Below are 11283 nucleotides of genomic sequence, written 5' to 3' on the forward strand. Positions count from 1 at the left end.
GCGTGCGGGCCTGGCTCACAGTGATAGGCCTCAATGCAGGCGACGGGATGACCACCCAGCGACCCACCGCCTGAGGTGAGCCGACAACGCTCCCCGGTCATCCCGGAGCCTGCCCGTCCGGCGAGGACATCTTTTGATCTTTTTCTCTGGCCTTCGGCCAGGGGCGCCTGCGGCGCTGGGTGGTCGCCTTGGGTGCCGACCTCCCCCGCCCCCTCCGGTTGGAGGGTTTCGGTCGCCGAGCAGGCGTGTCAAGGCGGGAAAGAGTACCTTGACACGCCTGGTCGGCGACCAAAGGCGGGCTGGGGATCGGGGGCGGGGGAGGTCTGGTGACGTCGCACCTCGCCTCGCGTTGCCGGGCGCCGGGAGGTCTGGGGAGGCCGTGTGCCGGCTTGCGTTGCCGGCTGGCGGTTTTGTCCTCTGCCAAAGAAAAAACCCCGGGCCGCCGTTGGCGACCCGGGGTTCCTCGTCGTTGTTCTCAGTCCAGGTAGTCCCGCAGGACCTGCGACCGGCTGGGGTGACGGAGCTTGGACATGGTCTTCGATTCGATCTGGCGGATGCGCTCGCGCGTGACGCCGTAGACCTGGCCGATCTCGTCTAAAGTCCGCGGCTGTCCGTCGGTCAGGCCGAAGCGCAGGCGGACCACGCCGGCCTCGCGCTCGGACAGCGTTTGCAGCACCGACTGGAGCTGGTCCTGCAGCAGCGTGAACGACACGGCATCGACGGCGACGACCGCTTCGGAGTCTTCGATGAAGTCGCCCAGCTGCGAGTCGCCCTCGTCGCCGATCGTCTGGTCCAGCGAGATCGGCTCGCGGGCGTACTGCTGGATCTCCAGGACCTTCTCCGGGGAGATGTCCATCTCCTTGGCGAGCTCCTCGGGGGTGGGCTCGCGGCCGAGGTCCTGCAGCAGCTCACGCTGGATGCGGCCGAGCTTGTTGATCACCTCGACCATGTGCACCGGGATGCGGATGGTGCGAGCCTGGTCCGCCATGGCGCGCGTGATCGCCTGCCGGATCCACCACGTGGCGTAGGTGGAGAACTTGTAGCCCTTGGTGTAGTCGAACTTCTCGACCGCACGGATGAGGCCCAGGTTGCCCTCCTGGATCAGGTCCAGGAACGCCATGCCGCGGCCGGTGTAGCGCTTGGCCAGCGAGACGACCAGCCGGAGGTTCGCCTCCAGCAGGTGGTTCTTGGCGCGCTCCCCGTCCCGGATGATCCAGCGCAGGTCACGCCGCATCTGGGTGGCGAGCTTCTCGCCCTCCTCCTCCGCGACGCGCAGCCGCTCCGCCGCGTACAGGCCGGCCTCGATCCGCTTGGCGAGCTCGACCTCCTCCTCGGCGTTGAGCAGCGCGACCTTGCCGATCTGCTTCAGGTACGCGCGCACCGAGTCCGCGGACGCGGTGAGCTCGGCGTCCTTGCGGGCCTGCCGCAGGGCCTCCGACTCCTCCTCGTCCCAGACGAAGTCGCGGTCGGTGGACTTGCCGCCCTGCTTGGCCGCAGGGGTGGACTTCCCGTCCGGCTCGTCCTCGTCGAGGTCCTCGGCCTCGTCGGTGACGGTGGCGTCGACGACGTCGACCTCCACCTCGCCCTCGAGGTCGGCGAGATCGGCGTCGAGGTCGACGTCCTCCATGTCCTCGCCGCCGGGGCCGTCCGGCTCCCCGTCGTCGGTCTTGCCGGCCTTGCGGGTGGTACGGCCCTTGGCCGGAGCCTTCTTCGGGCCCTTGCCCGCGGCCGACTTCCGGGTGGTCGCCTTCTTCGTGGCGCCCGAGCCCTGAGCCTCGGCCTCGGTCGTGTTCTCACGGCCCGCCTCGGGTTCCGCGCTCACGTCGGCGGCGCTCGTTGTCTTCGTGCCGCTTCGGGTAGCGGTTTTTGCGGCTGCCACGTACGCCCTTTCGCAGCGGTCGATCACGGCGAGCCGGGATGGTGGCTCCCGGCTGCCTCAGATTCGGGGAACGTCCCGCGGCCTGCGGTTTTGTCCTCCGCGACCGTGGGCCGTGTTCCATTGTAACGACGATACGCCGGTGCGTTGCGGCCGATCATCGGTCAATCCCCGGCGCGCCGTTTCGCCGATCAGTGCTCCAGGCCCTCCGCCGCGGCCAGCGCCGCACCCACGATCCCGGCGTTGTTCTGCAGAGATGCGACCAGGACCGGTGTCCTGATCTTGAGCAGCGGAACCCATTTCTCCGACTTCTTGCTGACCCCGCCGCCCACGATGAACAGGTCCGGCCAGATGAGGTTCTCCAGCACAGTCAGGTAACGGTTCACGCGCTTGGCCCACTGCGGGTAGGACAGGCCCTCGTTGTCCTTGACCGAGGCGGCCGCCTTCTTCTCCGCGTCGTGCCCGTCGACCTCGAGGTGGCCGAACTCGGTGTTCGGCATGAGGGTGCCGTGCTGGAAGAGGGCGCTGCCGATGCCGGTGCCGAACGTCAGGAGGGTCGTGACGCCCTCGCGGGCCCGCGGGTCGCCATAGCGGATCTCGGCCATGCCGGCCGCGTCGGCGTCGTTGAGCATCGCGATGTCCTCTTCGCGGCGGTCCAGCCGCTTGGCGAACAGCGCGTCCGCGTCCGTGCCGATCCAGCTGGGGTCGATGTTCGCCGCGGTCTGGGCGACGCCCTTCTTGATGACCGCGGGCAGCGTGATGCCGACCGGGCCGTCCCAGCCGAAGTGACCGACCACCTCGGCCACCACGTCGGCGACCGCGTCCGGGGTCGCCGGGCGGGGGGTGTCGATCCGGAACCGGTCGCCGATCAGTGCGCCCTTTTCCAGGTCGACAAGGGCGCCCTTGATACCGCTGCCGCCGATGTCGATTCCGAAACCTCGGGTCGCCGTCATTGGCGCCGTCCCTTCTCGTTCGATTCAGAAACCTGTGCCGGAGACTTTAACCGTGTGTGGTCCCATGGTGGACGTGGGAGCTGCCGAAGCTGGATTGAAGGATGTCGCCGTCCGGGTCGCGTCGGAGGCCGCCGAGCTGGCCCGCCGGGCCCGTGACGCCATGGTCGCAGGTGAACCGGTGCAGGTCGAGACCAAGTCGACCGCCACCGACGTGGTCACCGCGGTCGACCGCGCGGTGGAGCAGCTGGTGCGTGACCGGCTGGCCGAGCTGCGGCCGGGGGACCACGTGCTGGGCGAGGAGGCGGGCGGCTCGTCCGGCGACGGGGTGACGTGGGTGGTCGACCCGATCGACGGCACCGTCAACTTCCTGTACGGGGTGCCCCTGTTCGCCGTCTCGCTGGCCGCGCAGGTCGGCGGGGTGTCGGTGGCCGGTGCGGTGGTGGAGCCGGTCAGCGGGCGCTGCTGGACGGCCGTGCGGGGGTCGGGCGCGTGGCTGGACGGCCGGCGGTTGTCGGTGTCGTCACCGTCCCGGCTGGACCTGAGCCTCGTCGGCACGGGTTTCGCCTACAGCGCGCAGCGGCGCGCCCGGCAGGCGCAGTTCGTCGCCGGGCTGTTGACCCGGGTGCGCGACGTGCGCCGGGCGGGGGTGGCGTCGCTGGACCTGTGCGCGGTCGCGGCGGGGTGGCTGGACGGGTACGTGGAGCACGGCCTGAACCGGTGGGACTGGGCCGTCGGGGCGCTGGTGGCGGAAGAGGCGGGCGCGGTCGTGTCCCTGCCGGGGGAAGACGGGGCGCTCGGAACGGATGCCACGTTCGCCGCCGCGCCGTCGATCGCGGAGGCCCTGCACGCGGCGGCGGTGGAGTGCGGCGCGAAGGACGTCTAGCGGCGTCCTGCGCCCGCGCTGTGGGCGCGGCGCGCGCCTGCGCCGCTGGGAGGAGCGCGCCCGCGGGTGGGACGCGCGGACTTGCCGGCGCTGTGGGGAGCGCGCACGCCGCTGGTCCGGAGCGTGCTCAGGGCGGAGTGCGGGAACTCGTGGTCGCGGGCGCGGACCGGCGCCCGCGAGCGGGAAGCGCGGGCGCTCGCGGGAAGCGCGGGCGCGACGCGGGTCAGCAGGTGCCGGGGACTTGCGCTCGCGAGATCACGAGTGGCGCGCCTGCCCGGAAGCAGCGGGTGCCGCGCTGGGCGGCCTTCAGGAGCGTGCCGGGCATGAGCGCGGAGCGCGCGGGGGTGGGACGCGCGGACTTGCCGCCGCTGCGGGGAGCGTGCACGCCGCTGGTCCGGAACTTGTTCAGGGCGGGGTGCGGGAACTCGTGGTCCCGGGGCGCGGACCGGCGCCCGCGAGTGGGAAGCACGGGCGCGGGTCAGCAGGTGCCGGGGACTCGCGCTCGCGGGACCAGGAGTGGCGCGCCTGCCCGGGAGCAGCGGGTGCCGGGCTGGGCGGCCTTCAGGAGCGCGCCGCGCATGAGCGCGGAGCGCGCCTGCGCCGCGGCGCGGAGCGCCCAGGGGTGGGAAGCGCGGATTTGCCGCCGCTGGGCGGACTTGCCGCCGCTGCGCCGAGCGCGTGCCGCCGGTCCGGAACGTGTTCAGGGCGGAGTGCGGGAACTCGTGGTCGCGAGGCGGTGATCAGCGCGGGCTCGCACCGCGCCCGGGGAGCGGGGAGCGCGCACTTGCGCCGCGAGGCCGGCAGTCGCCGCCCTGGCCAGGAGTTGCCGCCCGGTTCAGCAGGTGCCGCCGAGGCCGGCAGTCGCCGCCCCGGCCAGCAGCCCGGTCAGCAGGTGCCGGGGCGGGCGGCCTTCAGATGCGCGTCGTCGATCTTGGGGGGTGTCGCCGCGGATTGTTCGCCGCCGTCGTCGCCCTGCTGGGATGACCACGTCTGCAGCTGCGCGAGGATGTCGCGCGCCGCCTGGGTCGGGATGACGTCGCCGAAACCGCTGCCGATCGCGAGGTCCACGCTGGCGTCCGGCCGGTCGTCGCGCACCAGCGCGACGCACGGCACCACCAGGCTGACCGTGCGCGCCGCCGCGCTGCCGTTGTCGCCGAAGCGCACTTGGCCGCGGCACGCCGCTTCCTTCTCCGCGTAGGCCGGGTCGTTCTCCGGCGGCGCGATCTGCGTGAAACCCAGCTGCCGCAGGCTTTCCGTGGTGATCGCGGCCTGTCCGCGCTTCCCGCTGGCGTTGAGCACCTTCAGCGCGATCCGGTCGGCCGGCAGGGGAGCGGTGCCGTCCAGCGCCGTGTAGTCCAGGTTCGTGTACGTCATGCCGGGCGGCGGCGTCGGGGGCGGATCGCACCGCAGCGCTTCGTTGATGTCGGTCTTGGTGGTGATCGCGCGCACCCAGATGAACATCGCGACGAGACCGAGCACGCCGAACACGATCAGCGCGGGCAGCGGCCGGTGCTTCCGGTAGGGACGCGATCTGCGGTTGCCGTAACCCATCCCCGACGACACCTGCCCCACCCCTTCGACCGAAGTCCCGAACACCCGCTCGCCAGAACCGTCGTTCCTGATCAGCGTAGGCGTTACAGTGCACCAGCGTCGTCACCCGTCCGAAGCCGGGGTCCCTGTCGCACCGTCTCGTGGACGTCCCTCGGACGCGTTCCCCCTGTTGGGTGACGTACGTCCTGCTTCGAATGACACTCTGCGCGCCCGGGTAAAGCGTGAGCTACCCTCTGCGGGCTCCGCCCATGGATCAGGTCTTTCCCGGCGTTGCCGAAGAGAGACCTGGCTCACTACGGCGGCGGGCACAAACAGGGGCGCTGGAACGTTGTCCAGCGGCACGAAGGCATGCGAACAGCGTGCTTGAACAGTGATGACGATGCTGATCGCAGGGGTGAGGGACAATGGCGACCGACTACGACGCTCCGCGCCGCAGCGAAGCCGACGAGCTCGCCGAGGACTCGTTGGAGGAGCTGAAGGCTCGCCGGAACGAGAACCAGTCCGGCGTGGTGGACGTGGACGAGGACGCGAGCGCGGAGAACTTCGAACTCCCGGGCGCGGACCTGTCCGGACTGTCGGGTGAGGACCTGACGGTGAAGGTGGTGCCGAAGCAGGCGGACGAGTTCACCTGCTCCGTGTGCTTCCTCGTGCACCACCGCAGCCGGCTGGCCGAGGAGCACAACGGGCAGATGATCTGCCGCGACTGCGCGTGACACCGGCCGGGGCCGGGCTACTTCCCTGAGCGGAGCAGCTCGGCCAGCGTCTCCGGCCGGCGCGTGCTGAACACCCAGTAGGGAGTCGGATCCGCGGGATCGGTCAGGTGCACACGCAGCAGCGAACCGACCCAGCCGCGATGCGTCACGTAAGCGGCGGGGTCGAGTTCCGGCCCCATGGCCTTCCGCTTCCCGTCCTTCCCGATGACCTCGACCTCCCCGACGAACCGCAACGGCAGATGCGCGTCCCCGACCCACAGCTCGTCGCCGGTGACCCGGATCCGGGCCCGGCCCATCGCGATCAGCCACGCCACCAGCAACGGCACGAGCACCACGAACGGCAGCCACACCGGCACCGCCGGGTAGCCGAGGTGGATCTCGTACGCCAGCAGGCACGCGCCGACCAGCGGCAGCGGCCAGCCCCACCACGACAGGTAGAGCCGCTCGGAATACCGCGTGCGGCCTTCGTCCGCGGTCGTTTCGCCCACCGCACCGGCCGCACTCGCGTGGTCACCCATGCCTTCAGGGTAGTCTCGCCGCCCGTGTCCCCCGTGCAGGTCCTGCTCACCCGGCTCGATCCGGGTGTCCCGCTCCCGTCCTACGCGCGTCCCGGCGACGCCGGCGCCGACCTCGTGACGACCACCGACATCGTCATCGCGCCGGGGGAGCGGGTGCTGGTGGGAACCGGGGTGGCGATCGCACTGCCGCCCGGGTACGCCGGGTTCGTGCACCCGCGGTCGGGGCTGGCCGCGCGCACCGGGCTGTCCGTCGTGAACACGCCGGGCACCATCGATTCGGGCTACCGCGGGGAGATCCGGGTGTGCCTGATCAACCACGACCCGGCCGAGCCGATCCGGTTGGCGCGCGGCGACCGGATCGCGCAACTGGTCGTCCAGCGCGTGGAGACCGCCGAGTTCGTGGAGGTCGCGGAACTGGCGGGCAGCGAACGCGGGGCGGGCGGCTACGGCTCGACCGGCGGGCATGCGACGCTGAGCGGAAACACTGGGGAAGGAACGAGGAAGTAGTGGGCATCTTCGGACGCAAGAAGCGGGGCAGGCACGCCATGCCCGACCCCGACGAGTCCTGGGAAGAGGACGTTGCCGAGGAGCCGGAAGAGGAACCGGAACCCGAGGCGACCGACGGGCCGTACGACATCGCCGACGCCCCCGAGGACGGGCGGCCGCGCATCGACCTCGGCTCGGTGCGGGTTCCCGTGCCCGACGGCACCCAGGTGCAGGTCGAGATGGACCCGCAGGCCGGTGGTGTGCGGGCGGTGCACGTGGTGACGGCCCACGGGCAGGTCACGGTCAGCGCCTACGCCGCCCCGCGGTCGGGCGGGCTGTGGCGCGAGGTGATCGCCGAGCTGACCGAGCAGCTGCGCAACGACGGCGCGAAGGTGGCGCCCGGCCAGGGCGAGTGGGGCCCGGAGCTGTCGGCGCTGATCGGTGACGTCGCGCTGCGGTTCGTCGGGGTCGACGGGCCGAGGTGGATGCTGCGCGGCGTGATCGCCGGCCCGCAGTCCATGGCCGCGGAGGCGCCCGCGGTGCTGCGCGACATCGTCCGCGGGACGATCGTCAACCGCGGCGACGCCCCGATGCCGGTGCGCACCCCGCTGCCGATCACCCTGCCCGACGCAGTCGCGCAGCACATCGCGCAACAGCAGGGCCAGTAGCACGCTCGCGCCCGTGGCCTCGAACGCCGCGGTGGCGGAACGTCAGCGACGTGCCCGGAGCCAGGCCAGGAGCGTGGCCCGCCCCAGCGATTCGCGGTCGGCGCCGAGGGCGTCCAGTGTGGTTTCCACGACCACGGCTCGCGGCAGGGCGTCCGCCCACGAGTGGGCGACCCCGGACGGGTGAACCGGATCGTCCGTGCACGCCGCGATCCCGACCGGGACCTCCAGCCCGGCCAGCGCCTCGAGCGTCGGTGCGGGCTGGGCCGCCGCGACCCGCAGGCCGGCCGCCAGGCCGTCCCCGTGACGCCGCCAGGCGCGCGTCAGCTCGGCGGCCAGCCAGGGCGCCACACCCGCCGTCGCGAGGCGCAGAGCGCCGTCCAGCCCGTGTTCGGTCACCAGGTCCGCGGACGCCCGCGCGGCCAGCGAGGCCGGTGCGTCGTCCGGCGGCCCGCACCACGCCGGCAGCGCCAGCAGCAGACCGGCGCACCGGCCGGGGTTGCGCACCGCCCATTCGGCCGCCAGATGAGCGCCCAGTGAGATGCCGCCGGCGATCACCGGGCCGTCGGCGGCGGCGTCCAGCGCCGCCAGCAGACCCGTGACGACGGCCGCACCGCGCGGCGCCGCGGGAGTCTGTGTGCGTATCCCGAACGCGGCCAGCGGACCTGCGAAAACGGACCGCACGAAGACCTCGTCGGAGCCCGTTCCCGGTAGCAGGACGGCGGGTGGTTTCGGCATTGCGGACGTCACGTTGCGATCTTGGCGCAAAGGCGTTGTGCTGGCCCCCGCAAGGTTAGGCTGGATGACGTACGGGCCGTTCTAGTCGGGGGCCCCGGAACAGGAGCAGACGCCTATGTCCGCCAAAGACGGCGGCTATTTCAGCCGGCTGGTGCGCAAGCTCACCAGCGACGTCGAGGAACTCGACGCCGACGATCTGTCCGAAAAATCCGAGGCCGGCGGGGCGCGGCGAGCCTGCGACTGCCGGTCGGGCGAAGAGGTGACCGTCCTGGGACGGTTACGCAGCGTGGAGCTGTGTCCCACGAAAGAGGCGGCGACACTGCGGGCCGAGTTGTTCGACGGCACGGAGGGCGTGACGCTAGTCTGGCTGGGACGGCGCCGCATCCCGGGCATCGAACCGGGCCGGACCATCAAGGTCCGCGGCCGCATGGCCGAACGTGACGGCCAGAAGGTGCTGTACAACCCGTTCTACGAGCTGCAGACGACTTCCTGAAACTGGTAACCGCGTGACTGAACCCGCCCGTCCAGGCGAGCAGACCGAACGACGCCCCGCCGACGACACCGGGGCCGAGCCTGGGCGGGCGGGCACGCGTCCCGAGCCCACGATGCTCGAGCAGATGGGCGGGGTGTCCGGGCTCATCTACTCGTCGCTGCCGATCGTCGTGTTCGTCCTCGCGAACTCGTTCTTCGGGCTCACCGTCGGCATCTGGAGCGCGGTCGGCAGCGCGGTGGCGATCACCGTCCTGCGGCTCGTCCGCCGCGAGCCGCTCCAGCCGGCCATCTCCGGCTTCTTCGGGGTCGCGATCGCGGCCTTCATCGCCTACCGCACCGGATCCGCGAAGGGCTTCTTCCTGTTCGGGATCTGGGCGAGCCTGGTCTACGGCAGCGTGTTCGTGCTGTCGGTGCTGGTGCGCTGGCCGCTGGCCGGGGTGATCTGGAACTTCCTCAACGGCACCGGCACCGCCTGGCGACGGGACAAGTCCTCGCGGTTCGGCTACGACGTCGCCACGCTCGCGCTCGCCGCCGTGTTCGGCGCGCGCTTCATCGTGCAGCGGTGGCTCTACGAGGCGGACTACACCGGCTGGCTCGCGTTCGCCAAGATCGCGATGGGCTACCCGCTCTACGCCCTCGCCCTGCTGGTGGTCGTGTGGGCCGTGCGCCGCTCCGACAAGCGCCTCAAGGCCCTCGAAGAGGCCAAGGCGGCCGAGGAGGAGGACGTCGAAGCCCACCTCCGCGTCAAGTACGGACAGCCGCCCCAGGAGGCATGACGCCCGCGCCGGCTCAGTCCGGCGCCCTGCCGGTTTCGGCCGTTTCGCTGGATCCCGGTGCCGGTTCCGGCCACGACCCGTGCAGGCCTGCGGCCGGGTCGATCCGCGGCAGGTCCGGGACGGCTGGGCGCCCGGCCTGCACGCGCGGGTCCTGTCCGGCGGGCACTTCCCGCCGGAGGAACGCCCCCGCGAGGTCACCCGCCGCGACGCCGGCCACCGGCTGCGCTAGTAGCCCAACGCCTTGCGGATGTCGGGTTCGACCTCCGTGGACGCCACGAACAGCAGCTCGTCACCGGGCTCCAGCGGGTCCTCCGGCTGCGGCACGATCACCCGGTCGCCGCGCAGGATCGTCACCAGCGCGGCGTCCCGCGGCAGCGCCAGGTCGCTCACCGGGCGCCCGGCCAGCGGTGTCTGGTCGGGCAGGGTCAGCTCGACCAGGTTGGCCTGCCCCTGCCGGAACGTCATCAGCCGCACCAGGTCGCCGACGCTGACCGCCTCCTCGACCATCGCGGCCAGGATCCGCGGCGTCGACACGGCGACGTCCACGCCCCACGCGTCGGTGTAGAGCCACTCGTTCGCCGGGTTGTTCACCCGCGCCACCACGCGCCGCACCGCGAACTCGGTTTTCGCCAGCAGCGACACGACCAGGTTGACCTTGTCGTCCCCGGTCGCGGCGATCACCACGTCGCAGCGCTCGATGCCGGACTCCTCCAGCGTCGACACCTCGCACGCGTCCCCGAGCACCCAGTCGGCCTGCTCGACGGTGTCCGGTTCGAACTGCCCGGCCTGCCGCTCGATCAGCATGACCTGGTGGCCGCCGTCGATCAGCTCCTTGGCGATCGACCGGCCCACCGCGCCGGCTCCCGCGATCGCGACCCGCATCAGGCTTCCTCCTCCGGCGCACGCGCCGCGATGCTCGTGACGTCCCCGACCGTCCCCGACTTCGCGGCGACGTAGACCAGATCGTCGGCCTGCAGGACGGTCTTGGAATCGGGCAGGACCGGCGTGCCGAACCGGACGATGAACGCCACCCGCGCGCCGGTCGACTCCTGCAGCTCGTTGACGCTGCGGCCGACCCAGCCCTCGTGCAACGGCAGCTGCAGCATCGCGACGTTGCCGCTGGGGTCCCGCCACGCCGACGCGACCCCGTCGGGCAGCAGCGTGCGCAGGAACCGGTCGGTCGTCCACGGCACCGTCGCCACGGTCGGGATGCCCAGCCGCTCGTAGACCGCCGCACGTTTCGGGTCGTAGATCCGGGCCACGACGTGCTCGACGCCGAAGTTCTCGCGCGCCACCCGAGCGGAGATGATGTTCGAGTTGTCGCCGCTGGACACCGCCGCGAAGGCGCCCGCCTTCTCGATGCCGGCGTCGATCAGCACCTGCCGGTCGAAACCGATACCGAGCACCTGCCGGCCGTGGAAGTCGCTGCCGAGCCGCCGGAAGGCCTCCTGCGACTTGTCGATCACCGCGACCTCGTGACCGAGGCGCTCGAGGGCCGCGGCCAGGGACGCGCCCACCCGGCCGCAGCCCATGATCACCACGTGCACGTCCTGCCTCCTGTGTGTCACCCGAACGGCGGTTACCCGGTAGATGCCGACGCAGAACCTACCTTGTCCGGCCGTCTCGCGGAGG

At 71.7% G+C, this 11283-nt stretch carries 14 protein-coding genes; 7 read left to right on the top strand and 7 right to left on the bottom strand.

Features of this window, described 5'->3' with window-relative positions:
• Positions 1 to 475 precede the first annotated feature (475 nt).
• Entirely contained in the window at positions 476 to 1906 is a 1431-nt protein-coding gene (locus FB470_RS20985; protein WP_370876519.1) for an RNA polymerase sigma factor, read from the bottom strand.
• 161 nt (positions 1907 to 2067) lie between these two features.
• Positions 2068 to 2829, bottom strand: coding sequence for a polyphosphate--glucose phosphotransferase (gene ppgK, locus FB470_RS20990; protein WP_306994015.1), 762 nt, complete (start codon positions 2827 to 2829; stop codon positions 2068 to 2070).
• Positions 2830 to 2893: 64 nt separating this feature from the next.
• Between ppgK and FB470_RS20995 the strand changes: the two genes are divergently transcribed.
• Entirely contained in the window at positions 2894 to 3712 is an 819-nt protein-coding gene (locus FB470_RS20995; protein ID WP_306994017.1) for an inositol monophosphatase family protein, read from the top strand.
• 885 nt (positions 3713 to 4597) lie between these two features.
• Here the strand turns inward: FB470_RS20995 and cei are convergent.
• Positions 4598 to 5275 (bottom strand): envelope integrity protein Cei, encoded by a 678-nt coding sequence (cei, locus tag FB470_RS21000; RefSeq protein WP_306994019.1) that lies wholly within the window; start codon positions 5273 to 5275, stop codon positions 4598 to 4600.
• 392 nt (positions 5276 to 5667) lie between these two features.
• Here cei and FB470_RS21005 point away from each other — a divergent pair, with 392 nt between their 5' ends.
• Positions 5668 to 5976: a DUF4193 domain-containing protein gene (locus FB470_RS21005; protein ID WP_144593259.1), complete on the top strand. Its 309-nt coding sequence runs from the start codon at positions 5668 to 5670 to the stop codon at positions 5974 to 5976.
• A 17-nt stretch (positions 5977 to 5993) separates the two neighbouring features.
• Here FB470_RS21005 and FB470_RS21010 read toward each other — a convergent pair whose 3' ends face one another.
• Positions 5994 to 6494 (bottom strand): DUF3093 domain-containing protein, encoded by a 501-nt coding sequence (locus FB470_RS21010; RefSeq protein WP_306994022.1) that lies wholly within the window; start codon positions 6492 to 6494, stop codon positions 5994 to 5996.
• 24 nt (positions 6495 to 6518) lie between these two features.
• On the opposite strand from FB470_RS21010, the gene dut reads away from it, so the two are divergent.
• Positions 6519 to 7001 carry a dUTP diphosphatase gene (gene dut / locus FB470_RS21015; protein WP_306994024.1) on the top strand — a complete coding sequence of 161 codons (483 nt, stop codon included), beginning with the start codon at positions 6519 to 6521 and terminating at the stop codon, positions 6999 to 7001.
• Positions 7001 to 7648: a DUF3710 domain-containing protein gene (locus FB470_RS21020; RefSeq protein ID WP_306994025.1), complete on the top strand. Its 648-nt coding sequence runs from the start codon at positions 7001 to 7003 to the stop codon at positions 7646 to 7648. Before dut ends, FB470_RS21020 begins: the two co-directional genes overlap by 1 nt.
• Before the next feature lie 42 nt (positions 7649 to 7690).
• Here FB470_RS21020 and FB470_RS21025 read toward each other — a convergent pair whose 3' ends face one another.
• A complete protein-coding gene (locus tag FB470_RS21025) occupies positions 7691 to 8383 on the bottom strand; it encodes an alpha/beta hydrolase (RefSeq protein WP_370876686.1) in 693 nt (230 codons plus the stop codon).
• A 115-nt stretch (positions 8384 to 8498) separates the two neighbouring features.
• Here FB470_RS21025 and FB470_RS21030 point away from each other — a divergent pair, with 115 nt between their 5' ends.
• The 3 genes from FB470_RS21030 (at position 8499) to FB470_RS21040 (ending at position 9880) form a co-directional block, all read left to right on the top strand.
• Positions 8499 to 8876 carry an OB-fold nucleic acid binding domain-containing protein gene (locus FB470_RS21030; protein ID WP_026153310.1) on the top strand — a complete coding sequence of 126 codons (378 nt, stop codon included), beginning with the start codon at positions 8499 to 8501 and terminating at the stop codon, positions 8874 to 8876.
• Between the two features lie 13 nt (positions 8877 to 8889).
• Positions 8890 to 9651, top strand: a complete 762-nt coding sequence (locus FB470_RS21035) for a DUF3159 domain-containing protein (protein WP_442320137.1) — start codon at positions 8890 to 8892, stop codon at positions 9649 to 9651.
• Positions 9652 to 9730: 79 nt separating this feature from the next.
• A complete protein-coding gene (locus FB470_RS21040) occupies positions 9731 to 9880 on the top strand; it encodes a hypothetical protein (RefSeq protein ID WP_306994030.1) in 150 nt (49 codons plus the stop codon).
• Here the strand turns inward: FB470_RS21040 and FB470_RS21045 are convergent.
• The gene (locus tag FB470_RS21045) at positions 9877 to 10533 is read right to left on the bottom strand and encodes a potassium channel family protein (protein WP_306994033.1); all 657 of its coding nucleotides are present in this window, start codon (positions 10531 to 10533) and stop codon (positions 9877 to 9879) included. The two genes, FB470_RS21040 and FB470_RS21045, sit on opposite strands and share 4 nt — an antisense overlap.
• On the bottom strand, positions 10533 to 11198 hold the full coding sequence (locus tag FB470_RS21050; protein ID WP_306999404.1) for a potassium channel family protein: 666 nt from the start codon (positions 11196 to 11198) through the stop codon (positions 10533 to 10535). Before FB470_RS21050 ends, FB470_RS21045 begins: the two co-directional genes overlap by 1 nt.
• Positions 11199 to 11283 lie beyond the last annotated feature (85 nt).

This window comes from Amycolatopsis thermophila, from assembly GCF_030814215.1.
GTDB lineage: Bacteria > Actinomycetota > Actinomycetes > Mycobacteriales > Pseudonocardiaceae > Amycolatopsis_E > Amycolatopsis_E thermophila.